At 72.4% G+C, this 21811-nt stretch carries 20 protein-coding genes and 1 pseudogene; 9 read left to right on the forward strand and 12 right to left on the reverse strand.

Annotated elements, in window-relative coordinates; all coding sequences use genetic code 11:
• Window positions 1-13: 13 nt before the first annotated feature.
• From poxB to ABT137_RS31485, 3 genes are all read right to left on the reverse strand, one after another.
• Window positions 14-1747 (reverse strand): ubiquinone-dependent pyruvate dehydrogenase, encoded by a 1734-nt coding sequence (gene poxB, locus ABT137_RS31475; protein WP_351714500.1) that lies wholly within the window; start codon window positions 1745-1747, stop codon window positions 14-16.
• 61 nt (window positions 1748-1808) lie between these two features.
• Window positions 1809-2597, reverse strand: a complete 789-nt coding sequence (locus ABT137_RS31480; protein ID WP_351714501.1) for an acetoacetate decarboxylase family protein — start codon at window positions 2595-2597, stop codon at window positions 1809-1811.
• 72 nt (window positions 2598-2669) lie between these two features.
• Window positions 2670-3260, reverse strand: coding sequence for a MarR family winged helix-turn-helix transcriptional regulator (locus ABT137_RS31485; protein ID WP_351714502.1), 591 nt, complete (start codon window positions 3258-3260; stop codon window positions 2670-2672).
• 152 nt (window positions 3261-3412) lie between these two features.
• On the opposite strand from ABT137_RS31485, the pseudogene ABT137_RS31490 reads away from it, so the two are divergent.
• Window positions 3413-3856: pseudogene (locus ABT137_RS31490) on the forward strand (YceI family protein); the annotation flags it as partial.
• 135 nt (window positions 3857-3991) lie between these two features.
• A complete protein-coding gene (gene wrbA / locus ABT137_RS31495; protein ID WP_351714544.1) occupies window positions 3992-4594 on the forward strand; it encodes an NAD(P)H:quinone oxidoreductase in 603 nt (200 codons plus the stop codon).
• A gap of 139 nt (window positions 4595-4733) precedes the next feature.
• On the opposite strand, the gene ABT137_RS31500 is transcribed toward wrbA, so the two are convergent.
• Window positions 4734-5138 (reverse strand): tautomerase family protein, encoded by a 405-nt coding sequence (locus ABT137_RS31500; protein WP_351714503.1) that lies wholly within the window; start codon window positions 5136-5138, stop codon window positions 4734-4736.
• 72 nt (window positions 5139-5210) lie between these two features.
• Here ABT137_RS31500 and ABT137_RS31505 point away from each other — a divergent pair, with 72 nt between their 5' ends.
• The 4 genes from ABT137_RS31505 to ABT137_RS31520 all read left to right on the forward strand — a co-directional run bounded on the left by ABT137_RS31505 (window position 5211) and on the right by ABT137_RS31520 (window position 10214).
• Entirely contained in the window at window positions 5211-6215 is a 1005-nt protein-coding gene (locus tag ABT137_RS31505) for a zinc-dependent alcohol dehydrogenase (protein ID WP_351714504.1), read from the forward strand.
• A 237-nt stretch (window positions 6216-6452) separates the two neighbouring features.
• Complete coding sequence (mdlC, locus tag ABT137_RS31510) at window positions 6453-8036, forward strand: benzoylformate decarboxylase (RefSeq protein ID WP_351714505.1); 1584 nt, start codon at window positions 6453-6455, stop codon at window positions 8034-8036.
• A gap of 84 nt (window positions 8037-8120) precedes the next feature.
• Window positions 8121-8870: an SDR family NAD(P)-dependent oxidoreductase gene (locus ABT137_RS31515; protein WP_351714506.1), complete on the forward strand. Its 750-nt coding sequence runs from the start codon at window positions 8121-8123 to the stop codon at window positions 8868-8870.
• A 90-nt stretch (window positions 8871-8960) separates the two neighbouring features.
• Complete coding sequence (locus tag ABT137_RS31520) at window positions 8961-10214, forward strand: cytochrome P450 family protein (protein ID WP_351714507.1); 1254 nt, start codon at window positions 8961-8963, stop codon at window positions 10212-10214.
• 92 nt (window positions 10215-10306) lie between these two features.
• Here the strand turns inward: ABT137_RS31520 and ABT137_RS31525 are convergent, their stop codons facing one another.
• Window positions 10307-11302 carry an Lrp/AsnC family transcriptional regulator gene (locus ABT137_RS31525; protein ID WP_351714508.1) on the reverse strand — a complete coding sequence of 332 codons (996 nt, stop codon included), beginning with the start codon at window positions 11300-11302 and terminating at the stop codon, window positions 10307-10309.
• Window positions 11303-11492: 190 nt separating this feature from the next.
• On the opposite strand from ABT137_RS31525, the gene ABT137_RS31530 reads away from it, so the two are divergent.
• Window positions 11493-13085 carry an MFS transporter gene (locus tag ABT137_RS31530; protein ID WP_351714509.1) on the forward strand — a complete coding sequence of 531 codons (1593 nt, stop codon included), beginning with the start codon at window positions 11493-11495 and terminating at the stop codon, window positions 13083-13085.
• Window positions 13086-13089: 4 nt separating this feature from the next.
• On the opposite strand, the gene ABT137_RS31535 is transcribed toward ABT137_RS31530, so the two are convergent.
• Complete coding sequence (locus ABT137_RS31535; RefSeq protein WP_351714510.1) at window positions 13090-14421, reverse strand: enolase C-terminal domain-like protein; 1332 nt, start codon at window positions 14419-14421, stop codon at window positions 13090-13092.
• A gap of 337 nt (window positions 14422-14758) precedes the next feature.
• On the opposite strand from ABT137_RS31535, the gene ABT137_RS31540 reads away from it, so the two are divergent.
• Together ABT137_RS31540 and ABT137_RS31545 are read left to right on the forward strand one after the other, a co-directional pair.
• The gene (locus tag ABT137_RS31540) at window positions 14759-15127 is read left to right on the forward strand and encodes a DUF779 domain-containing protein (RefSeq protein WP_351714511.1); all 369 of its coding nucleotides are present in this window, start codon (window positions 14759-14761) and stop codon (window positions 15125-15127) included.
• Window positions 15128-15270: 143 nt separating this feature from the next.
• A complete protein-coding gene (locus ABT137_RS31545) occupies window positions 15271-16443 on the forward strand; it encodes a phosphodiester glycosidase family protein (protein WP_351714512.1) in 1173 nt (390 codons plus the stop codon).
• 21 nt (window positions 16444-16464) lie between these two features.
• Here the strand turns inward: ABT137_RS31545 and ABT137_RS31550 are convergent, their stop codons facing one another.
• The 6 genes from ABT137_RS31550 to ABT137_RS31575 form a co-directional block, all read right to left on the reverse strand.
• On the reverse strand, window positions 16465-16659 hold the full coding sequence (locus ABT137_RS31550) for a hypothetical protein (protein WP_351714513.1): 195 nt from the start codon (window positions 16657-16659) through the stop codon (window positions 16465-16467).
• A gap of 102 nt (window positions 16660-16761) precedes the next feature.
• Window positions 16762-17625 (reverse strand): phosphatidylinositol-specific phospholipase C/glycerophosphodiester phosphodiesterase family protein, encoded by an 864-nt coding sequence (locus ABT137_RS31555; RefSeq protein ID WP_351714514.1) that lies wholly within the window; start codon window positions 17623-17625, stop codon window positions 16762-16764.
• Window positions 17626-17852: 227 nt separating this feature from the next.
• Window positions 17853-18926 carry an acyl-CoA dehydrogenase family protein gene (locus tag ABT137_RS31560; RefSeq protein WP_351714515.1) on the reverse strand — a complete coding sequence of 358 codons (1074 nt, stop codon included), beginning with the start codon at window positions 18924-18926 and terminating at the stop codon, window positions 17853-17855.
• Window positions 18923-20140 carry an acyl-CoA dehydrogenase family protein gene (locus ABT137_RS31565; protein WP_351714516.1) on the reverse strand — a complete coding sequence of 406 codons (1218 nt, stop codon included), beginning with the start codon at window positions 20138-20140 and terminating at the stop codon, window positions 18923-18925. The genes ABT137_RS31560 and ABT137_RS31565 overlap by 4 nt, the downstream gene beginning before the upstream one ends.
• Window positions 20137-21105 carry an NADPH:quinone oxidoreductase family protein gene (locus tag ABT137_RS31570; protein ID WP_351714518.1) on the reverse strand — a complete coding sequence of 323 codons (969 nt, stop codon included), beginning with the start codon at window positions 21103-21105 and terminating at the stop codon, window positions 20137-20139. Before ABT137_RS31570 ends, ABT137_RS31565 begins: the two co-directional genes overlap by 4 nt.
• A gap of 101 nt (window positions 21106-21206) precedes the next feature.
• Entirely contained in the window at window positions 21207-21779 is a 573-nt protein-coding gene (locus tag ABT137_RS31575; protein WP_351714519.1) for a helix-turn-helix domain-containing protein, read from the reverse strand.
• Between the last annotated feature and the right edge of the window lie 32 nt (window positions 21780-21811).

A 21811-nucleotide genomic window follows, 5' to 3' on the forward strand; every position in this document is an offset into this window, starting at 1 on the left:
CCGCTCGGCAGGCTCAGGAGGGCAGGTGGCGCAGGATGTTCGTGCGGGCCAGTTCGAGGAGTTCGTCGCCGCGTCCCGACAGCACGGTACGGGCGGCGTAGAGCGCGAAGCCCTTGGCCTGCTCGAACTTGATCGTCGGCGGGACGGACAGCTCCTGCCGGGCCGTCATCACCTCCACCAGGGCCGGGCCCGGGTGGGCGAACGCGGTGCGCAGCGCCTCGCCCAGGTCGGCCGGGTGCTCCACCCTGCGGCCGTGGATGCCCAGGGCGCGTGCGACGTCGGCGAAGTTCGGGTTGTCGAGGTCGGTCCCGAAGTTCACCATGCCCTCGGCCTTCATCTCCAGCTCCACGAAGCTCAGGGCTCCGTTGTTGAAGACCACGATCTTCACCGGGTGCCGCTGCTGTTTCAGAGTGATCAGGTCGCCGAGCAGCATGGCCAGTCCGCCGTCCCCGGACAGCGCGATCACCTGCCGGTCCGGGAAGGCCGACTGGACGCCGATCGCCTGGGGCAGTGCGTTCGCCATGCTGCCGTGGGTGAACGAACCGATCAGCCTGCGGCGGCCGTTCATGGTCAGATAGCGCGCCGACCAGATCACCGGAGAGCCCACGTCCGGAATGAACACCGCGTCGTCGGCGGCGAGTTCGTCGACGACCCTGGCCAGGTACTGCGGGTGGACCGGGGTGCGGTCGTGGTCGTCGACGGCGAGCCGGTCCAGGGCGGCGCGGGTGTCCACGTAGTGGTCGCGCGCCGCGTCGAGGTGCTGGGAACCGGTCCTGGGGGCGAGCTTCGGGAGCAGGGCCTCGGCGGTGTCCCGCACGGTGCCGACGAGCGCCAGGTCCACCCGGGTGCGCCTGCCGATCTGCTCACCGCGCACGTCCACCTGCACGGTGGTGGCGTGCTCGGGCAGGAACTGCCGGTAGGGGAAGTCCGTGCCGAGCATCAGGAGCGTGTCGCACCGCTCCATCGCGCGGTAGCCGGAGGTGAAGCCGAGCAGCCCGGTCATGCCGACGTCGTACGGGTTGTCGTACTCGACGTGCTCCTTGCCGCGCATGGTGTGCACGACCGGAGCGCGCAACGCCGCGGCGAGGCGCACGAGTTGGTCGTGGGCGCCGGCGCAGCCCGCGCCGGCCAGGATCGTGATCCGATCCGAGTCGTTCAGCAGGGCCGCGGCGCGCTCGATCTCCTCGTCGGCGGGGCGCACCACCGGCGTGGTGGGCCGCACGGTGGCCGCCCTGCGCGGGCGGTCGAGCCGGTGCAGCAGCACGTCGCCCGGAACGACGAGGACGGACACCCCGCTGCGCTCGACCGCCGTGCGCAGGGCGATGTCGAGGAGGCGGGGGAACTGCTCGGGCGTGGCAGCCAGCTCGCAGAAGTGGCTGCACTCCCGGAACAGCTCCTGGGGGTGGGTCTCCTGGAAGTAGCCGGTGCCGATCTCCGAGCCCGGGATGTGCGCGGCGATCGCGAGCACCGGGACGCGGCTGCGCTGGGCCTCGAACAACCCGTTGACCAGGTGGAGGTTGCCCGGTCCGCAGCTGCCGGCGCAGACCGCGAGCGAACCGGTGACCGCCGCCTCGCCCGCGGCGGCGAACGCGGCCGCTTCCTCGTGCCGGTAGTGCTCCCAGGTCACCGAGGGATTCCTGCGCAGGGCGTCGGTCAGCCCGTTGAGGGAGTCGCCGGGCAGCCCGTGGATCCGGGAGACGCCCGCGCTCCGCAGGCCGTCGACCATGAGGTCGGCGATGGTGTGCATCAGCTTCCTTCCGTTACGGCGGTGGTGTGGGAGGTCGTCGGGCGGTCCCGGTACCGGGCAGCTACTCGCTCAGCCTGCGGACGTCCGTGACGGTGTAGGACATCGAGGCGCGGAAGCCGGTGCCGGTGCGCACCGGGGCCAGGTCCGCCAGTTCCTCGCCGCGGGCCGGGAACAGGCTGATGTCGCCGGCGCCGACCCAGACGTCGGCGAGCCGCTGGTCGCGGAACTCGGCCATGACCAGCTCGTGCACGGCGGGCTTGTCGTACTGGCCGGCGGTCAGGGTCGGGAAGTGCCGGAGGTTGACCGTGGGCCGGAACAGGGCCGCCGGGTCGCTCGCCGGCTGCTCCAGCGTGACCCGTGCCTCGGCGAGGGTGCGCCCGGCCGCCGACAGGGACGCGCCGAACCGCCCGCCGGCGGCGAGGGACGGCGAGGCCTTGCCCGGCGCGGCGAAGACGCGGGTCTGGTGCACCGAGCCCAGCTTCTTCGGGAAGCCCTGGACCCAGCCGCGGGCCATGGCGAGGTCGTTGTCGACGTAGATGTACGGGCACCAGGACACCGGCTCGCCCTGGAACCGGGCGTCCACCAGCAGCATGAACTCGCGGTACTGGCTGCGCACCGGGTCGAGGTACTCGTCGCGCCCCGCGGAGAACTGCCAGTCGACGAAGAGCGCCACCACCCGCCCGTCGGACTCGGCGTCGGGTGTCAGGCCCTCCGGGAGGGTCGCCGCGGCGGCCGCCGGGTCGGTCCAGAACTCGACGCCGACGATGTCACCGGCGTAGTGCCACGGCGGAGCGGAGGCGAGGTTCGCCTCTCCGCGCGGCGACAGCGGGTAGGTGTAGCCCTGCAGCATGGGGGGTCTCCAGAGAAGGTGGGCGTGCTGGAAGAGACCATGCTCCGCACGGACACCGCTCCCCGGCTTGGGTCAGATGACTGCTTCGCGGTAGCTGGAGACGTCCGGGTCGCCCGGAAGCTCCTCGCACCCGGCGCCGTCGTCCCCGTTCCCGGCCGCGGGGCGCTCCCGGCGCCCTGTGCCGCGTTCGCACAGGGCGGCGAGCGGGCCGGCCACCGACTGCAGCTGTTCGGCCAGCCGCTGCACCAGGGCGGGGTCGAGCTGGTCCATCACGCGTCCGCGCGCGCTGGCGAGGTGCGCCGGATAGGCGCCGGCCAGCCGCAGCCGGCCGGCCTCGGTCAGCTCGGCCACGTATCCGCGGGCGTCCGTGCAGTGGCGCCGCTTGGTCACCAGGCCCAGGTCCCGCAGGTTCTCCACCACCCTGGTGATGCGGCTCGCGGACAGCGCCGCCGCTCCGGCCAGTTCGGTCATGCGCATACTGTTTCCGTCGGCCTCGGAGAGGTTGGCCAGGACGATGTACTGCGTGAGCGAGAGGCCCGTGGCACAGAGCAGGTCCTCGTCGAGCGCCCGGGGCAGAGCCACCAGCATCCGCTGCAGCGCACGCCAGAGGCGTTCCTCGTCGTTGTTCAGCGGATACGTGGGCTCCGGCGACTGAGGTGACACGTGCCGACCTCCCTTCCTTGTCCGGCTCCACCACTGAAGCACATGTTACTTGCTTGACAAAGCATTTCGGCGAGGGTCAAGATACTTGCCAAGGCAAGCAACAGCGCCGCAGCGGACCAGCCGCGCGACGCCAACCGAGAGGCCGGAGAGGCATGAGCGTCGAACTGCCCCCCGCAGGGACCTACACAGTCGATCCGGAGCGGTCGTCCATCGGCTTCACCACGCGGCACATGTTCGGTCTGGGCAAGGTGAACGGCACCTTCCGGGTGGCGTCGGCGAGCATCACGGTCGCCGAGCCGGTCACCCGGTCGACCGCACACGCAGTGATCGAGGCGGGCAGTTTCCACACCGGGACGCCACGCCGTGACGAGCACGTGCGCTCCACGGCGTTCCTGCACGCGGAGCGCCACCCCGAGATCCGCTTCGAGTCGACCGGGGTCAGCCGCGGTGCGGCCGGCACCTGGATCGTCGAGGGTCACCTGACCGTCCGCGGGCACCGCGCGCCGGTCGAGCTGACGGTGGACTCCCTGTCCGTCGAGAACGGCTCACTGAAGATCTCGGCCTCGGCGACCGTCGACCGGTACCGCCACGGGCTGACCGCGGCGAAGGGGCTCGCGGCACGGCTGCTGCGGCTCACCCTGTCCGCCACCGCCCACCCGGCGGCATCCGCCGCCCAGAAGACAGAGACGGCGTCCGCCGTCGAGAGCGCAGAACAGCGAGAGGAATTCCCCATGTCCCCCAAGATCGCGGTCATCTACTACTCGTCGACCGGTACCGTCCACGAGCTGGCGGAGGCCGTGGCCGACGGCGCCCGCAAGGAGGGTGCGGAGGTACGGCTGCTGCGCGTGTCCGAGCTCGCGCCCGAGGAGGCCATCGCGAGCAACGACGCCTGGTCGGCGCATGCCGCGGCCACCAAGGACATCCCGATCGCCACCCCGGCCGACATCGAGTGGGCCGACGCCGTCGTCTTCGGCACCCCGACCCGGTTCGGCAACATCGCCAGCCAGCTGAAGCAGTTCATCGACACGCTCGGCGGGCTGTGGGCCCAGGGCAAGCTGGCCGACAAGGTCTACAGCGGCTTCACCGCCACCGCCACCGCACACGGCGGCCAGGAGTCCACGCTGCTCGCGCTCTACAACTCCGTCCACCACTTCGGCGGCATCCTCGTCACCCCGGGCTACACCGACCCGGTGAAGTTCGTCGACGGCAACCCCTACGGCACCAGCCACGTCAACGGACAGGGCGCGATCCCCGTCGACGACACCGCCCGCGCCGCCGCCGTGTACCAGGGCAAGCGGGTCGCCACCATCGCCGCCCGCTTCACGGCCGCGTAACCACCGGCCGACCCGGACCACGTGCCGGTCGGCCCACCGGACGGCCGGGTGCCCGGGGGCAGGGGGCTGCCGCCGGGCACCCGGTCCTGGCAAGAGGGCGAGGGCGCCGACAAGGCGCTGTACCGGCACGCGGACGAGGTCAGGACTCGCCCTTCCGGGCCAGCCACTCCTTCTCCTCGCCCGGTTCGGGCAGGACGCGGCCGCCTTCGACGGCGGAGCGGGCGGGACCGTCCTGGAGTACGACCATGACGTGGCTCTCCGGTACCCCCGTGACGCGGGCGGCGGCCGAGGACAGTTCCAGCGCCAGGCGAGTCGCCTCCTCCTGCGGGTGCCCGCGCCGGACCCAGCCGGAGACGATCAGCGGGGCCCCGGGCTCGCCGCCGGCGAAGACGCTGTCCGGCGGCGGCTCGGAGAAGATCACGTTGACGTAGGCCGGCGGCACGTGGTTGATCGCCACGTGGATCCGGGTGATCTCGGACGCCAGCGCGGCCTTCGACTCACCGGTCAGTGTTCCCTGGGCTGCGGTGCAGGTGTAGACGGGCATTTCGGCTCCTCATCGGGCAGGGGCGGCATCGGAATCGCTCACGGCGACGACGGAAGGGCGGCGAGGGCCGTGATGGACGCAGTGGTCCTGGGTGTGGACCGGAAGATCGTGCTGGAGTCGAGGCCCGAGCCCGGACTCCGTCCCGACCAGGTCGTCGTGGAGGTCGACCTGTGCGGCATCTGCGGCAGTGACCTGCACGCGCCGCAGCTGCCCCAGGTCTACCGCGGCGGTTTCGTGATGGGCCACGAACCCTCGGGCCGTATCGCCCGGGTGGGCGAGGCGGTCGAGGGCTGGACGGTGGGCCAGCGGGTCGCCGTCAACCCGAACGGCAACGTGTGCGGCCACTGCCGGTACTGCCTCTCGGGGCGGCCCAACTTCTGCCGGCAGGCGACCATGGAGACCGCGCTCGGGCTCCAGGCGGACGGCGCCCTCGCCCGGCAGATGGCCGTCTTCCCGGGCACCCTGCGGGCGCTGCCCGCGTCGATGGGGCGCCTGGAGGCCGCCTGGGTCGAGCCGACGGCCACCGCGCTGCGCGCCGCGGTCCTGGCCGGCGACCTCGGAGGCGCCACGGTGGCGGTCTTCGGCGGGGGCCCGATCGGCCAGCTGGCCTGCCGTATCGCCGTCCACCGGGGCGCGGGCCGGGTCGTTCTGGTGGAGCCGGCCCCCGAGCGGCGCCGCTTCGGCCCGGCCTCGGGCGCCGAAGCGACCCTGAGCCCGGCCGAGTCGGGCGCCGAGCTCGCCGGGTCCACGGTGGACGTGGTGTTCGAGTGCTCGGGCAACGCGGCGGCCCGGGCCGAGGCCCTGCGGCTGCTGGCCCCCGGCGGGGTGCTGGTCAACGTGGGGGCGGGGCCCGGCGGCGGCTTCGATCCCGATGTCGTCCTGCTCAAGGAGATCACCGTCCGGGGGTCGTTCGTGTACGGCTCCGAGTTCGACGACGCCGTCGACCTGCTCGCCCGCGGTGCCGTCCACGTCGACGACCTCACCACGGAGATCGTCCCGGTCGGGGAGGCGCTGCGCGCCATCGACGCCCTCCGGTCGGCCGAGGTCATGAAGGTGTTCGTGACACCCAACGGGTGACCCCACACTCCTACGGTCCAAGGTGTTCCGGCTTCGGTCATCCGACTGACACCGGAACCGCGGTGGGCGGCCACCCGGAAGTGACGGGCCGGGACCCGTCGTTTCAGCAGGCGCTCCAGTCATCGGACGGAAGGCGCGGCGGTCGCGCCCGGGTCAGGATGGGCGGGATTCTCCCGATATCGGGCCCGTCACGAGAACTGGCAGGTTGCCATGACCGAGCAAGCCACCGTCCGAAGCGTGACCTACGATCTGCTGCGTTCTCTCGGACTCACCACGGTGTTCGGGAATCCGGGCTCCACCGAACAGCCGTTCCTCCAGGAGTTCCCCGAGGACTTCACCTACGTACTCGCCCTCCAGGAGGCCTCCGTCATCGCGATGGCGGACACCTTCGCCCAGGTCACCGGCAGGCCCGCGCTGGTCAACGTGCACTCCTCGGCCGGGCTGGGCAACGCGGTGGGCAACCTGGTCGCCGCCTATCACGGCAGCACCCCGCTGATCGTCACCTCCGGTCAGCAGCACCGGGAACTGCTGATCGGCGAGCCCTACCTGGGCAACCGGGAGGCCACCACGCTGCCCAAGCCGTGGGTGAAGTGGTCGTACGAACCCGCACGCGCCGAGGACGTGCCCGAGGCGTTCCTGCGGGCCTACGCGATGGCCCTGCAGCCGCCCGCCGGTCCCGTCTACCTGTCGATCCCGATGGACGACTGGAAGCGGCCGCTGTCCGGCTTCACGCGCATGCGGACCTTCAGCGACCGGGTGCTGCCCGACCCGGACCGGCTGCGGAGCTTCGCCGACCGTATCTCCGCCAGCAGCCGTCCGGCGCTGGTCTTCGGGCCGGAGGTGGACAAGGCCGGCGGCTGGGACGCGGCCGTCGCCCTCGCGGAGAAACTGCGCGCGGCCGTCTACGGCTCCCCGCTCCTCGACCGCGCCTCCTTCCCCGAGGACCACCCGCTCTTCCGCGGCCCCCTCGGCATGTCGGTCAAGACGATCAGCGACCGCCTGCAGGGCCACGACCTGGTGGTCGTGATCGGCGCGGAGGTCTTCCGCTACTACCCCTACGTCCCGGGCCCCTACCTGCCCGACGGCACCGAGCTCCTCCAGATCACCGGCAACCCCGACGTGGCCGCCGCGGCCCGCGTGGGCGACAGCCTCCTCGGCGACCCCAAGGCGGCGATCGAGCAGCTCCTGACCGCGGTCGCGGACGGTTCCGCCCGGACCGCCCCGCAGCCGATGGAGCGCCCCCGGGTGCTCCCGGAGGCACCGAACAGCCCCCTGACCCCGCCGGAGGTCTATGCCGCCCTGAGCAACGTCAAGCCGGCCGACGCGGTCATCGTCAACGAGTCGACCTCCACGATGGCCCAGCAGATCGAGTGGCTGCCCACCACCCGGACCGGATCCTTCTTCGCCACGGCCAGCGGCGGCATCGGGTGGGGCGCGCCGGCCGCCGTCGGGGTGGCCCTCGCCGACCGGGAGCGCGGCGTGTCCCGGCCGGTCGTCGGACTGATCGGCGACGGCTCGTTCCAGTACTCCGTGCAGTCCGTCTGGACGGCGGCGCAGCACCGCCTGCCCGTCGTCTACGTCGTGATGCACAACCAGGAGTACTCGATCCTCAAGTCGTTCGCCGTCCTGGAGGAGACGCCGGGCGTGCCCGGCCTCGACCTGCCGGGGCTGGACATCGCGAGCGTGGCCCGCGGCTTCGGCTGCCGCGCGGTCGACGTCGACTCGACCGAGGACCTGCAGCGCGAGTTCAAGGCGGCCCTGAGCGCGGACACCACCACCGTCATCGTGGTGGCCACCCAGCCCCAGAAAGCCATGCTCTGAGCGGGTCCGGATGACGCACCGGACTTCCGGCGGAGCGCTGGGCGGACGCACGGCAGTCGGCAGCATGGGTACACAGGAGCAGAGATGGATCTCGGACTGAAGGACCGCGTCTACATCGTCACCGGCGGCACCCGCGGTCTCGGCCTGGCCGCCGCCCGCGAGCTGACCTCGGGCGGTGCCAAGGTGGTGGTCAGCGGGCGCAGCACGCACTCGCTGGCCGCGGCCGAGGCGGAGCTGGGCGGCCCCGGGCAGGCCGTCGGGGTCGTCGCCGACAACGCCGACGCCGGGACGCCGGACCGGCTGATGGCGGCGGCACGCGAGGCGTTCGACGGGCTGGACGGCGCGCTCATCAGCGTCGGCGGCCCGCCGACGGGCACCACGGACGCCATCGACGACGAACAGTGGCGCGCCTCCTTCGAATCGGGCTTCCTGGGCGCGGTGCGGTTGTCGCGGGCCGTCGCCGCGCGGCTCGGCGAGGGCGGGGTGATCGGGTTCGTCCTGTCGACCTCGGTCTACGAGCCGATCCCCGGCCTCGCCATCTCCAACGCCCTGCGGCCCGCGCTGGCCGGCTACGCGAAGACCCTCGCCGGGGAGGTGGGCCCGCGGGGCATCCGCGTGGTCGGGCTGGTGCCGGCCCACATCGGAACCGACCGGACGCTCGAACTCCAGTCGATCACCGGCGACGCCGACACCACGGCCGCCGGCATCCCGCTGCGCCGGCTCGGCACCCCGGAGGAGTTCGGCCGCACCGCCGCGTTCCTGCTGTCTCCGGCGGCCGCCTACGTCACGGGCGCCATGGTGACGGTGGACGGCGGAACGCGGGCCAGCTTCTAGCCTCATCAACCGCCCGAACTCTCCTTGACAGTGGCCCACTTGAACATAATGCTTGCCGACGAAAGCAATATGTTCACGTGGGAGACCTCGATGACCGCACACACCCCGGACAGCGCGGGCACCGCGCTGCGCGCCGCACTGGAGGGGCCCGCGTTCCGGGCGGACCCGCATGCGGTACTGCGGCGACTGACCGCGTCGGGCGCCGCGCACCGCTGCGAACCGGCCGGTGCCCCGCCGCAGTTGCTGGTCACCGGGTACGAGGCGGCCCGCGCCGTGCTCACCGATCCGCGAGTGTCCAAGCGCAGCGAGCGCGCGGGCCTGGAGCCCGGCTGGCTGATGAGCGGGGTCCGGGACGAGGTCGGCGTCGACTACATGCTGACCATGGACCCGCCCGAACACACCCGGCTGCGCAGGGTGGTGGCGCGCGCCTTCACCCCTCAGCGGGTGGCGGCCCTGCGGCCGCGGACCCGCGAGATCGCGTCCCGGCTGGTGGACGACGTACTGGCCGAGGAGACACCGGAACTGGTCGACGGCTTCGCCGCCCGCGTCCCCATCGCCGTGATCTGCGAACTGCTCGGCGTGCCGCTCGGCGACTGGGACCGGTTCCGCTGGGCCTCGGAGCAGATCGTGGCCCCGGTCGCCGGCGCGGACCGGGAGGAGGCCTACGTATGGATGAGCGGCTATCTCGCGGAGCTGATCGCCGGCAAGCGGGCCGAGCCCGGACCGGACCTGCTGAGCGCACTGGCCGGTGACGCCGGCGAGGACCGGCTCACCGACCCGGAACTGGTCGGCATGGCCTTCCTGCTCCTGATCGCCGGGTACGAGACGACCGCGAACCTCATCGGCGCGGTGCTCCTCGGCCTCGCCCGGCAGCCGGACCTCCTGGAGGCGCTGCGCGCCGATCCGGGGCTGGTCCCGGCGGCGGTCGAGGAGTTCCTCCGGGTGGACGGGCCGGTGCTGACGGCGACCGAGCGCTTCGCCACCGAGGACCTGGAGGTCGGCGGGATGCCGGTGCGCCGGGGCGACATGCTGCTGGTGTCCCTGGCCGCGGCGAACCGGGACCCGGCCCGGTTCGAGGCCCCGGACACCTTCCGCCTCGGCCGTCCGGCCGGCGGCCATCTCGCCTTCGGGCACGGCGTCCACCACTGCCTGGGCGCTCCGCTGGCCCGGATGGAGGCCGAGGTCGCGGTCACCGTGTTCGTACGGCGGGTGGCGGGGCTGGACCTGGCCGTGGCCGAGACGGACCTGCAGTGGACGCCGGGCCTGCTGATGCACGGGGTACGGCGACTGCCCGTGTCGGTCGTGGCCGCCGAGGACACCGGGGACTCCGGGGACTCCGCCTAGGCGCTGCGCTGGAAGTCCCGCGACATGCCGTCTGCCGACTGCGGCGCCCCCTCAGGGCGCTGCCGAACCGCAGCGTACTTCGCCGGACTCGCCTAGACCGACACCGGCGGTACCAGTCGGCCCCGGGAGATGAGGGATGCCGCCTTCTTGAGGTGACGCAGGCTGATGCTGACGCCGTAGCCGTCGATGCCCGGGGTCGCGGCGATGCGGGTGGTCAGGAAGCGGTAGAAGTCCTCGGGGTCGCGGGTGATGACGGTGACCATCAGGTTGTGCTCCCCGCTGATGGCGCCGACGAAGGGAACCTCGTCGAGCCGGGCGGTCTCCGCGCCGACCCGCTCCAGGTGAGCGGGGGCGACCCGCAGCCAGAGGATGGCGTTGAGCCGGAACCCCAGCCGCTCCGGGAGCAGCTCGACCTCGTACTCCAGGGTTCCGGAGCCCTCCAGCGACTCCAGCCGGCGGGCCACCCGGGACAGGGACCAGCCGGTGAGTTCGGCGAGCCGGGTGTGGGTGGTACGGCCGTCCTGGGCGAGGGCGTCGAGCAGCGGGGCGTCCTCGGCGGCCGGTGGGGGCGGCGGCCCGGGGGCGGGCGGCGGCCGCTCCGAGGTCAGCCGCCGGACCTGCTCGGGGTCGAGGCTGTCGCCGTAGCCGGTCCAGCCTGCGGTGCCGGGAGCGTCGAAGTCGTGGATGATCAGGTCGATGCTGACGTCCAGGACCGAGGCGGACCTGGGCAGTTGCCGGAGCAGTACGTCCTCGCGCGGCACGTCGAGCGGCGAGCGCATGACGCAGATGATCTCCGAACCGCCCGAGGCCAGGTGGGCCCAGGAGATGTCGGGGCGCCGGGCGAGGGCGTCGGCGAGCGGGGCGACCCGGTCCGGGCGGCAGCGGATGCGGGTGACCCACTGCGCGGCGCCGTGCACCCACGGGTTGACCAGCCCCACCACCCGCAATGCCCCGGCGCGGCGAAGTGCCTGGTAGCGGCGGGCCGCGGTCTGCTCGGAGACCCCGGCCACCTCGCCGATCCGCCGGAAGGGCAGTCGGGGCGCGCACTGCAGGGCACGGAGGATCTTTCCGTCTGTCTCGTCAAGCATGCTGGAAGTCTGCCATGTACATCGGCGATCTAGAGGATTCTGCGGCTGCGAGCCGACCTGCTTGGCGGATGCGCGCACGGGACCGGATGCTGTGGCGGCGGGCTTCCCCTCGGAAGTCCGTTCGACACAGGCCACCGGACACGCCGGTGGCCTTCGACCGCGGCGCGGTGCGCCGCGAAGGAGTATCTCCGTGAACGTCACGACACCGGCGAACGCGCCGGTCGAGCGGCGGGCGGCCACGATCGTCATGGCCTGCCTGGGCGTCTTCGTCGCCTATCTTCCGGTCACCACCGTCGCCGTGAGCCTGCCCGCCCTGCAGGCCGCGCTGAACGCCTCGACCGCCCAGCTGTCGTGGGTGCAGGACGCGTTCGTGCTGCCGATGGCCGCGTTCATCCTGACCGCGGGCGTCTTCGGGGACGTCCACGGGCGCAAGAGGGTGTTCCAGGCGGGCCTGCTGTTCTCGGCGGCCGGCGCGGTCACCGCCCTGTGCGCGCACTCGATCGAGGTCGTCTGGGCCGGGCAGGCGCTGGCCGGCGTCGGCGCGGCCGCGCTGCTGCCGACCACGCTGGCGCTGATCAGCCATGCGGTGCCGGACCACCGGGAGCGCGGCAAGTTCATCGGCATCTGGGCCACCTGCCTGACGGCGGCCCTGGCCGTCGGTCCGCTGCTCGCCGGTGTGATCGTCCAGCACATCTCCTGGCGCTGGATCTACCTGCCGACCGTTCCCGTCGCGCTGCTGACCGTCGCCGTCGCGGTCCGGCGGCTGCCCGACTCGCGGGCACCGCACGGGCGCCGTCTGGACTGGCCCGGCCAGCTCACCGCGACGCTCGCGGTCACCGCCCTGGTGTACGGCGTGATCGAGGGCGGGGCGAGCTCGTTCACCGACGTCAAGGTGATGGTGGCGCTGTTCACGGCCGTGGTCGCCGGTGCCGGGTTCGTGCTGGCGGAGCGGCGCAGTGACAGCCCGATGCTGGACCTGAGCCTGTTCCGCAGCCCCGCCTTCACCGCGACCACGCTGGTCGCGACGACCAGTTTCCTGGCGCTGATCGGCTTCTTCTTCGTGCTCAGCCTCTACTTCGGCATGGTGCAGCGGCTCGACACCATGGAGGCCGCGTGGCGGCTGCTGATGGTCACCGGGGCGGCCCTGCTGGTCGGCGGGCCGGCCGGACGGCTGATGCACCGGATATCGGCCCGGGTGATGATCACCGGTGGTCTGCTGGTGGTCACCGCCGCCCTGTTCGCGCTGACCGGTCTGACTGCCGACACCTCGTTCGGCTCGGCGGCCTGGCGGCTCGCCCTGCTGGGCCTCGGCATGGGCTTCGTCATGACGGCGATGACCGCGACCGCGGTGGCCTCGGTGCCGTACCACCTGGCCGGCATGGCCGCCGCCGGCAACAACGCGTTCCGGCAGGTCGGCGGCGCCCTCGGCCCGGCCGTCCTGGGCGCGCTGCTCACCACCAGGGCCCTCCACGCACTCCCCGGTCACCTCGCCGACGCGGGCGTCACCGGCGCGGCACGGGACCGCATCGTCACGACCGCGCAGACGGACGGCCTCGGCGCGGTCGCCGGCCTTGACCTGGGCGCCCGGACCGGGCAGACGATGGGCGCGCTCGGCGACTCCTTCCTGGACGGCATGCGCCTGTGCCTGATCACGGCGGGGAGCCTGACGCTGCTGGCCGCCCTGCTCGCGGTGGTCCTGTTGCGCGCACCGCGGCAGCAGCTCACGCTCCGGGCGGCCGGGCACACCACGGCCGAGAAGTCCTCGGCCGCGCAGGGCGCCTGACGGCTCACCGCACCAGGCAGGGCCGTTTGGCGTCGAAGGTCCAGCCCGCCACGAGGTACTGCATCCCGGCCGCGTCGTCCCGACCCGCGCCGAGGTTCAGCTCCTCGTGGCGGGCATGGGCCGCGAGCAGCCGGTCCATGTCGAGCCGGACGCCGAGCCCGGGGGCGTCGGTGACGGCGACCTCGCCGCCGGTGATCCTCGGCGGCTCGACGGTGAGCCGCTCCTGTCCCTCCTGCCAGATCCAGTGCGTGTCCAGGGCGTTGTAGTCGCCGGGGGCCGCGGCACCGCAGTGGGCCATCATGGCGAGCGAGATGTCGAAGTGGTTGTTGGAGTGGCAGCCCCAGGTCAGCCCCGCCTCGTGGCAGAGCTGGGCCACCCGCACCGACCCCTGCATGGTCCAGAAGTGCGGGTCCGCCAGCGGGATCGACACCGACTGCAGGGCGAGGGCGTGGGTGAGCTGCCGCCAGTCGGTGGCGATCATGTTGGTCGCGGTGGGCAGCCCGGTGGCCCGGCGGAACTCGGCGAGGATCTCGCGGCCGGAGTAGCCGGCCTCGGCGCCGCAGGGGTCCTCGGCGTAGGCGAGGGTGCCGAGCAGCGGGCGGCACAGCTCGACGGCCTCGCGCAGGGACCAGGCGCCGTTGGGGTCGAGCGTGATCCGCGCCTCGGGGAAGCGCTCCTTCAGCGCCCGGACGGCCTTGACCTCCTCGGCCCCCTCCAGCACGCCGCCCTTGAGCTTGAAGTCACGGAAGCCGTAGCGGTCGTAGGCCGCCTCCGCCTGCCGGACGATCGCCTCCGGGGTGAGGGCCTCCTCCCGGCGGATCCGGTACCAGGGCACGTCGGAGTCGGGTTCCCGGAGGTAGTCCAGGTCGGTGCGGTCCGGGTCGCCGACGTAGAAGAGGTAGCCGAGGACCCGTACCGAGTCGCGCTGCCTGCCGTCGCCGAGCAGGGCGGCGACGGGTACCTCCAGGTGCTGGCCGAGCAGGTCGAGGAGCGCGGACTCCACGGCGGTGACGGCGTGCACGGTGGTGCGCAGGTCGAAGGTCTGCGCACCACGACCGCCGGCGTCCCGCCCCGCGAACTCCTCCCCCACGGCCCGCAGCACCCGCTTGTAGTCCCCCAGCCGGGCTCCGACGACCAGGGATCCGGCATCCCGCAGGGTCCGGGTGATCGCCTCCCCGCCGGGCACCTCACCGAGCCCGGTCCGGCCCGCGGAGTCCTCGACGACCACGACGTTGCGGGTGAAGTACGGGGCGTGCGCGCCGGAGAGATTGAGCAGCATGGAGTCCCGGCCTGCCACCGGATACACGGAGAAACGGGTGACGACGGGCTGGCTCATGGGCGAGACGTCCTTCCTGATGGAGAGGCATCACATGAGCCTCCGTCTACATATGAAGATGAAGGCTATGGATGCGGACGCACTTCAGTCAACGGACAGGTCCGAGGAGTCAGCGGCATCACGCCTTCCACCCAACCGAGCGCCCCCGAACGCCCTCCAGATCCAGAATCTACGGGATATAACCGACCAAGCCGGGTGAAATACCCCTGCTGGAGCGGACCGTGACGGACCTGGTGAGCCGGGACCGTGGGCAAACGCTCGACGACGCACGCTGGACGCGCCTCTGACGCCGCGTGAGACTGAGGGGATCCGACGCTCCCGGCCCAGGACGGTGCCCATGGACGACGACAGGACCGCGCCCGCGCGCGTCGAACTCACCCCGCAGGCCGCCGAACTGGTGCGCCGGCTGCGTGCCGAGCACGGGCCGCTGATGTTCCACCAGTCCGGCGGCTGCTGCGACGGCAGCGCGCCCATGTGCTATCCGGACGGCGAGTTCCGCACCGGCGGCTCGGACGTGCTGCTGGCCGAGCTGGCGGTGGACGGGGTCGAGGAGCCGGTCACCTTCTGGATGTCCCGCAGCCAGTACGAGGCGTGGAGCCACACCCGGCTGATCGTGGACGTGGTACCCGGACGGGGGAGCGGTTTCTCCCTGGAGGCACCCGAGGGGGTGCGTTTCCTCACCCGTTCTCGCGTAGTCGACGGTTAGCCGCCCCGCCGGTCACTCTCGTCTGCTGCACTTCCCTGAGTCCTGAGGAACTTGACGAGACATCAGGGGGTGCGGTGACGCATCGTCGGAGACGGCTTGCAGCGAAGACCCGAACTCTGTGCACGATTCTCACCACGTCCGGCGTGCTGGCCGGTGCGGCCCTCGTGGGGGCGGCACCGGCCGGCGCCGCGTCGGACGCCGGACAGATCGCGTCCGGCGTCACCTACCGGCAGTTCGACGTCCCGGCGGCCAAGGGCACGGTCCACGTCCATCTGCTGACCGTCGACCTGACCGACCCGCACGTCCACGTGGACCTGCTCTCGCCGGGCGCCGTGGCCGCACGGTCGCCGGTGTCCGCGATGGCGGACGCGGCGGGCGCGGTCGCGGGCGTGAACGGCGACTTCTTCAACATCAACGAGACCCAGCACCCGGGCGTCGAGGCGACCGGCGCGAGCGTCGGCCCGGCGATCACGCACGGCAAGGTGCTCAAGGCGGCGGTGCCGACGGCCCAGCGGTTCGGCCCGTCGCTGCCGCCCGGCACCGACACCACCGACGTCTTCGGCGTCGGCGTGGACCGCCGGGCCCGGCTCGACCGGCTGACGCTCGTCGGCACGGTCCGCACCCCCGACGCCACCCTCACGCTGCGCGGCCTCAACCAGTACGCCCTGGCGCAGGGGTCCGTCGGGGCCTACACCGCCGCCTGGGGCTCGGCCTCCCGCAAGCGTGCCACCTGCGGCTCGGACACCAACCGGGCCGCCGGCTGCAGCTCGGACACCTACGAGGTGCAGGTCCGCGCCGGCAAGGTCGTCGCCACGTCCGCCACCCCGGGCAGCGGCGCGATCGCCCCCGGTACGACCGTCCTGCTCGGCCGGGAGGCGGGCGCGGACAAGCTGCGCGCCCTCACCAAGGGTGAACGGGTCACGGTGCACGAGCGCATGGTGGCGTCCGCCGCCTGGCCCCGGTACCGCTTCGCGGTCGGCGGCTACCCGGTGCTGCGGGACGGCCAACCGCTGACCGGGCTGAACAACACCACATCGGCCGTGCGCACGGCCGTCGGCTACGCGAGCGGCGGGCGCAAGCTGCTGCTGCTCGCGCTGGACGGGGCGGTGGCCTACCGCAGCGGGCTGACCATCGCCGAAGTCGCCGACGAGATGCGGCAGTTGGGAGCGGCCGACGCGTTCAGCCTGGACGGCGGCGGCTCCACGACGATGGTGGCCCGCACCGCGGGGGCGAAGACGGTGAGCGTGCTCAACCACCCGACCGAGAGCCCGGAGCGCGCCGTGGCGAACGGGATCGGGGTGTTCTGGAAACCCTGAAGGGAACCCTGAGCGGCCGGCTCAGGGCCGCAGACTGCTGACCATGTCGGCGGTCGCGGTGAGCCCGCTGGTGATGGTCGGCGCCATGCTGGTGCTGGCCAGGAAGAACCCGAACAGCATGCAGACCAGGGCGTGCGAGATCTTCAGCGCGCCCTGGCGCATGAAGATCACGGCCAGCAACAGGAGCAGCAGCACCACAGAGATGGAAACGGCCATCGCGAACCTCCTCCGCCACGCCCGTTTCAGGGCGTTCGGCCGTAAGTGTGGCGTAGCGGAGGGTGGGGCCGTGCGGTTGACACGGCCCCCGTTCGAGTGGTGTTACGACGCCGCGTGGGCGTCCAGGAAGGCCTCCAGGCCTGCCAGGTCGTCGGTGTTGAAGTAGTCGACGTCGGCGGCGAGCAGTTCGCTCCACAGCGCGTCGCGGGCGGGACCGGCCACGTCGGGGGTGTTCCAGAAGCGCACCGTCTGACCGTGCGCGTGCGCCTGGCCGATGATGTCGAGCAGCTTCTGCCGCTCGGCGTCGGGGAACGCGCCCTCGCCGAGCCAGGTGAAGTTGAGCTGCCAGTTGTCGCTGATCAGCGGGACGAAGGAGGCGGGCGCCGAGGTGCCGAGGTCGGTGAGCCGGCCGTCGTAGAAGGCCCGGCGCACGGTCTGCGCCTCCATCGGCGTGCGCGCGGCACGGTCACCGGAGATGACGTTGGTGACCGCACCGGGGATCACCCGGCCGTGGGCGTAGGTGGTGAACAGGTGCGGGTAGCGCCGCAGATGCCGGTCGAGCTCAAGGTACGTCGAGGAGCCCTCGGTCTTGATGTCGATCAGCAGTTGCAGCGGCCTGCGCCAACCCCGGTACACCGAACCGTGGTTGGCCTTGACGATCGCGGCCAGCGGGTCGAGGTAGAGGGATTCGAGGGTGCGGCTCGGGTCGAGGTCGTCCGCGGTGTGGCCGATGAGGAGCTGGTCGCCGACGAGGAAGATGTCGGCCTCGACGCTCCCGAACCGGTGGTCGAGGGCGTCGTGGAGGGGATGGGTGTGCTCGTAGTCGTTGTGGGCGTGGGCACGCCACAGCGGCCGCCGACCACGGTGACCGCCGCCCGCCCAGGCCGGTGCGCCGGGCAGTGCGGCGGCGCCGACGAGGGCGGCACCGAGGGTGGTGAGGGCTCTGCGACGGGTGGTGAGGGCCATGCTCTGCCTCCCTTGTAGGGCCATGAGGGACCGAAGGGAGTATGCGTTCGAACAGAGCCCAATTGGTGTATCTGCGCAGGGAGTTGGCTGGACTGCCACCCCCGGTTCATTTCAAGCGCGCCTCAGCGGGGTCGCGCCCCGAAGGGGCGCTGGGGGTGCCCCCGGCCGAAGGCTGGGGGAGGAACTGCGCGACCAGCCCCCACGCACCCGCAGCCGAACCCGCTACCTCACGGCGCCTGCAAATCAACCAGCGCGCCCAAGGCCTCCCGATGCGCCCCCGCCGTACCGAAGGCAATCGAATCAGCCTTGGCCCGCTTCAGATACAGATGGATCGGATGTTCCCAGGTCATCCCGATCCCCGCATGCAACTGCAGCGCCTCCTCGGCAGCGTGCACGGCGACCGGCCCCGCGTAGGCCTGCGCAACGGCCACCAGCACGTCGGCGTCCTCGCCGGAGGCCAGCGCGTCGGCGGCGCCCCGCGCGGCGGCCCGCAGGTTCACCACCTCCAGCCACAACTGCGCCAGCCGGTGCTTGACCGCCTGGAACCCGCCCACCGGCCGGTTGAACTGCTTGCGCTCCTTGAGGTACCGCACGGTCTCGGTCAACGCCCATTCGGCGACGCCGAACTGCTCGGAGGCCAGCAGCCCGGCCCCGGCCCGCAGGGCCCGCCGTACCGCGGGCTCGGCGTCGCCCACGCGCCGCCCCGGCGCCCCGTCCAGGGTGACCGTGGCGAGCGGCCGGGTCAGGTCGAAGGACACCTGCGGGGTGACGGTCGCGGCGCCCGCCTCGACCGCGTACAGCCCGCCGTCGTCCCCGGGCACCAGCAGCACGTCCGCGGCGACCGCGTCCGCGATCCCGGTCAGCTCGCCGTGCAGACGGCCGTCTTCGACGCGTACGGTCTTGAACTCGCCGCCCGGAGCGACGTGCAGCCCCACCGCCAGCGCCCCGACGGTCCGCCCGGACGCCAGCTTCCCGAGCAGTTGCCCGTCGCCGCAGGCCAGCAGCGCCTCGGTCGCCACCACGGCGCTGGTCAGATACGGCACGGGCGCGACCGACCGCCCCAGCTCCTCCAGGACGACGGCGACCTCGCGGTGCGAGGCACCCTGACCGCCCAGCTCTTCGGGAACCAGCAGTCCGGCGAGCCCCATGCCCTCGGTGAGCGCCTTCCAGGCGGCCGCGTCGTGCGGGGTGTCCGACTCGGTGCGGGCGATGACGCCCGGCGCGTCGCAGTGGTCGGCGAGCAGATCCCGCACCGCGGCCCGCAGCGCCTCTTCCTCCTCCGAGTACAAAAGGTCGGTCATCGGGCGAGGTCCTTCCAGGCGACGTCCTTGTCGGTGCGCGGTTCGGCCGGCAGGCCCAGGACGCGCTCGGCGACGATGTTCAGCAGGACCTCGCTGGTCCCGCCCTCGATGCTGTTGCCCTTGGCACGGAGGTAGCGGTAGCCGGCGTCGCGGCCGACGAAGTCCACCAGTTCGGGCCGGCGCATGGTCCAGTCGTCGTACAACAGGCCTTCCTCGCCCCGGAGTTCGACCTCCAGGCCGCTGATCTCCTGGTTGAGGCGGGCGAAGGCGAGCTTCATGCCGGCGCCCTCGGGGCCGGGCTGGCCCGCAACAAGCTGCTGGCGCAGGCGCTCGGCGGTGAGGCGGGCGACCTCGGACTCGACCCACAGCTTCAGCAGCCGCTGGTGCAGGTCGTGGGTGCGCAGCTCGGGGCGTTCGCGCCAGGTCTTCGCGACCGGGCCGATCATGCCGCCCTCGCGGGGCAGCCGCATGCCGCCGATCGCGACGCGCTCGTTGTTCAGGGTGGTCTGCGCGACCCGCCAGCCGTCGCCGATCGCGCCGAGGCGGCGGGCGTCGGGGATGCGGACGTCGGTGAGGAAGACCTCGTTGAACTCGGCCTCGCCGGTGACCTGCCGCAGCGGCCGGACGTCCACGCCCGGGTCGGTCATGTCGCAGATGAAGTAGGTGATGCCGGCGTGCTTGGGCACGTTCGGGTCGGTGCGGGCGATGAGGATGGCCCAGCGGGAGTTGTGCGCGCCGGAGGTCCACACCTTCTGCCCGTTCACCACCCACTCTCCCCCACTCTCGGCTTCGCTCGAGCGGGAGGTGCCCCCATCCTCGCGGACGGCCCGGGTGCCCAGCGCGGCCAGGTCGGAGCCGGCGCCCGGCTCGCTGAACAGCTGGCACCAGACCTCCTCCCCGATCCACAGCGGCCGCAGATAGCGCTGCTTCTGCTCCTCCGTGCCGTACTTGAGGATGGTCGGCGCGGCCATGCCGAGCCCGATGCCGTTGCGGCGCGAGTCGTTGTCGGGGGCGCCGGCGGCCTCCAGGGCCGCGTCCACGACGACCTGGAGGGAGCGCGGGGCGCCGAGGCCGCCGAGGCCCTCCGGGTAGTGCACCCAGGCGAGACCCGCGTCGAAGCGGGCCTTGAGGAAGTCGAGCCTGTCTGTCGTGGCGGGCGGGTGCGCGGCCAGCAACTCGGCGGTGCGGCGCGTGAGTTCGGCGGCGTCGGTCATGCTGCGGCTCCGTTCGGTACGACGGTGACCCGGCCGGTGGTGACGCCGTCGCCGACCCGCTGCACGGCCGCCGCGGCCTCGGACAGCGGGACCCGCTCGCTCACCAGGGGCTTGATGGCGCCCTTGGCGGCCAGCTCGGTGAGCTGCTGGTGGCAGTGCAGGATCAGCTTGGGGTTCTTGGTGGCGTACAGGCCCCAGTGCAGGCCCTGGATGGAGTAGTTCTTCACCAGGGCGTGGTTGAGCGCCGGGCTGGGGATGGTGCCGCTGGCGAAGCCGACGACCACGATCCGGCCCTCGAAGGCGACGACCTTCGTGGACTGGGTGTAGGCGTCGCCGCCGACCGGGTCGTAGATCACGTCGGCGCCCCGCCCGCCGGTGGCCTCCTTGACGGCGGCGACGACGTCCTCGGTGCGCCGGTCGACGACGACGTCACAGCCCTGCTCCCGGGCCACGGCTGCCTTGTCGGCGCCGCCGACCACGCCGATCACCCGCGCTCCGGCCGCCTTGCCGAGCTGGACGGCCGCGCTGCCGACCCCGCCGGCGGCGGCGTGCACGAGCAGGGTCTCGCCGGCCTGGAGGGCCGCCCTGCGGTGCAGTCCGAACCAGCCCGTCTGGTAGCCGATGTGCAGCGCGGCGGCCTCGGAGTCGTCCAGCGAGTCCGGGGCGGGCAGCAGCGCGGCGGCGTCCGCGACCGCGTACTCGGCGAAACCGCCGTGCGGCAGTGCGGGGTTGGCGATCACCCGGCGCCCGTCCTCGGTCTCACCGCAGATCTCCACCCCGGGAGTGAACGGCAGCGGCGGACGCACCTGGTAGTGGCCCCGGCACATCAGTACGTCCGGGAAGTTGATGTTGGCGGCACGCACCCTGAGCAGCACCTGGCCGTCGCCGGGCGTGGGCCGCTCCACCTCCTGGAGCCGCATCACCTCGCTCGGCTCGCCGTTCTCGTGCACTTGCCATGCCTGCATGCGGTGCCTCCACGGGACTGCGTCGTCTGACCGGGGTCCACCGCATACTAAGCGGTCGCTTGCCATGGAGGGAACAGCCGCCCGGGGGAACGCCGGATTCGTCACGCCTGCTTCGGGCGCGCCCGCACGTGCATCCGCTCCCCCTGCGGCCCGAACAGGCTGAGGAACTCCACCGGCCCCTCCCCCGTCGACCCGAACCAGTGCGGCACCCGGGTGTCGAACTCGGCCGCCTCCCCCGGCCCCAGCACGACGTCGTGCTCACCGAGCACCAGCCGCAGCTTCCCGGACAGCACGTACAGCCACTCGTAGCCCTCATGGGTGCGCGGTTCGGGTTCGAGTTTCCGCTTCGGCTCGACCACCTTGAAGGCCTGCAGGCCGCCGGGCTGCCGGGTCAGCGGCAGGAAGGTCCGGCCGTACCGCTCCATCGGCTTCGCCCGCACCCGGGGGTCGCCGGCCGGCGGGGCGCCGACCAGTTCGTCCAGGGGCACCTGGTGGGCCTGGGCGATCGGCAGCAGCAGCTCCAGGCTGGGCTTGCGCAGCCCCGACTCCAGCCGGGAGAGGGTGCTGACCGAGATGCCGGTGGTCTCGGAGAGGGCGGCGAGGGTGACCTCCCGCTCCTTGCGGAGCCGGCGCAGCCGGGGTCCCACGCCCGCGAGGACGTCGTCCGTAGTCATGCCTGCATTGCAGTTTCGGCAAAGATGTTTGT

It is taken from the genome of Streptomyces sp. NPDC001980, assembly GCF_040296885.1.
In the GTDB taxonomy this organism is placed as follows: Bacteria; Actinomycetota; Actinomycetes; order Streptomycetales; family Streptomycetaceae; genus Streptomyces.

Excerpts from the sequence above, each read along its gene's own strand:
- ABT137_RS31525 (WP_351714508.1), bottom strand. The coding sequence starts at position 11,302 with ATGCTTGACGAGACAGACGGAAAGATCCTCCGTGCCCTGCAGTGCGCG.
- ABT137_RS31480 (WP_351714501.1), bottom strand. The coding sequence starts at position 2,597 with ATGCTGCAGGGCTACACCTACCCGCTGTCGCCGCGCGGAGAGGCGAAC.
- ABT137_RS31565 (WP_351714516.1), bottom strand. The coding sequence starts at position 20,140 with ATGACCGACGCCGCCGAACTCACGCGCCGCACCGCCGAGTTGCTGGCC.
- ABT137_RS31515 (WP_351714506.1), top strand. The coding sequence starts at position 8,121 with ATGGATCTCGGACTGAAGGACCGCGTCTACATCGTCACCGGCGGCACC.
- ABT137_RS31500 (WP_351714503.1), bottom strand. The coding sequence starts at position 5,138 with ATGCCCGTCTACACCTGCACCGCAGCCCAGGGAACACTGACCGGTGAG.
- poxB (WP_351714500.1), bottom strand. The coding sequence starts at position 1,747 with ATGCACACCATCGCCGACCTCATGGTCGACGGCCTGCGGAGCGCGGGC.
- ABT137_RS31550 (WP_351714513.1), bottom strand. The coding sequence starts at position 16,659 with ATGGCCGTTTCCATCTCTGTGGTGCTGCTGCTCCTGTTGCTGGCCGTG.
- ABT137_RS31505 (WP_351714504.1), top strand. The coding sequence starts at position 5,211 with ATGGACGCAGTGGTCCTGGGTGTGGACCGGAAGATCGTGCTGGAGTCG.
- ABT137_RS31560 (WP_351714515.1), bottom strand. The coding sequence starts at position 18,926 with ATGACCGACCTTTTGTACTCGGAGGAGGAAGAGGCGCTGCGGGCCGCG.
- ABT137_RS31540 (WP_351714511.1), top strand. The coding sequence starts at position 14,759 with ATGGACGACGACAGGACCGCGCCCGCGCGCGTCGAACTCACCCCGCAG.
- ABT137_RS31520 (WP_351714507.1), top strand. The coding sequence starts at position 8,961 with ATGACCGCACACACCCCGGACAGCGCGGGCACCGCGCTGCGCGCCGCA.
- wrbA (WP_351714544.1), top strand. The coding sequence starts at position 3,992 with ATGTCCCCCAAGATCGCGGTCATCTACTACTCGTCGACCGGTACCGTC.
- ABT137_RS31575 (WP_351714519.1), bottom strand. The coding sequence starts at position 21,779 with ATGACTACGGACGACGTCCTCGCGGGCGTGGGACCCCGGCTGCGCCGG.
- ABT137_RS31570 (WP_351714518.1), bottom strand. The coding sequence starts at position 21,105 with ATGCAGGCATGGCAAGTGCACGAGAACGGCGAGCCGAGCGAGGTGATG.
- ABT137_RS31535 (WP_351714510.1), bottom strand. The coding sequence starts at position 14,421 with ATGAGCCAGCCCGTCGTCACCCGTTTCTCCGTGTATCCGGTGGCAGGC.
- ABT137_RS31555 (WP_351714514.1), bottom strand. The coding sequence starts at position 17,625 with ATGGCCCTCACCACCCGTCGCAGAGCCCTCACCACCCTCGGTGCCGCC.